We start from the raw sequence: 452 nt of genomic DNA on the forward strand, positions 1-452 counted from the left end.
CCTTTCCAGTTGAGCTTGATACCGGAAAGCTCTTCATAATCGAAGGCGGGAATATTGAGGCTGAGTTTGCCGTCGCCGGAAAGGTAAACCGTATTGGTCATGGTCAACGGCGTTTGCTGGCCGAAGAAGCGGTCTAAAACTTTTTTGGTTTCCGGATGGTATTGGAACTCGGTTTCCACATGGGCACGCGTACCGAAGCCGCCGGCAAACGGGCCGTGTGTTACGTGGTTGATGACCGTAATCGGCTCTTGCAGGACGGTTTTCAAATTGTCCGGCAGGTATTTTTGCGTATTTTGAAGCAGGGTCGGTTTGAGGCGGATGACGGTCGTCTCGGTTGAACTGAACCAGCCGCGATCGTATTGGTGGGACTCAACGGTCAGGAAACCGGATTCCTGCAACAGCTTTTGTTGCTCGGTCAGGCTTTCTTCCGCTTTGACACCAAGATAATAAGG

1 protein-coding gene is annotated in these 452 nt (G+C 51.8%); it reads right to left on the reverse strand.

Annotation, left to right across the window (positions count from 1 at the left end; genetic code table 11):
- Positions 1–452: DUF945 family protein (locus ACTHUM_RS19675; RefSeq protein WP_440403966.1), on the reverse strand; the 452-nt coding region annotated here is incomplete at both ends.

Source organism: Neisseria sp. P0021.S006 (assembly GCF_051956895.1).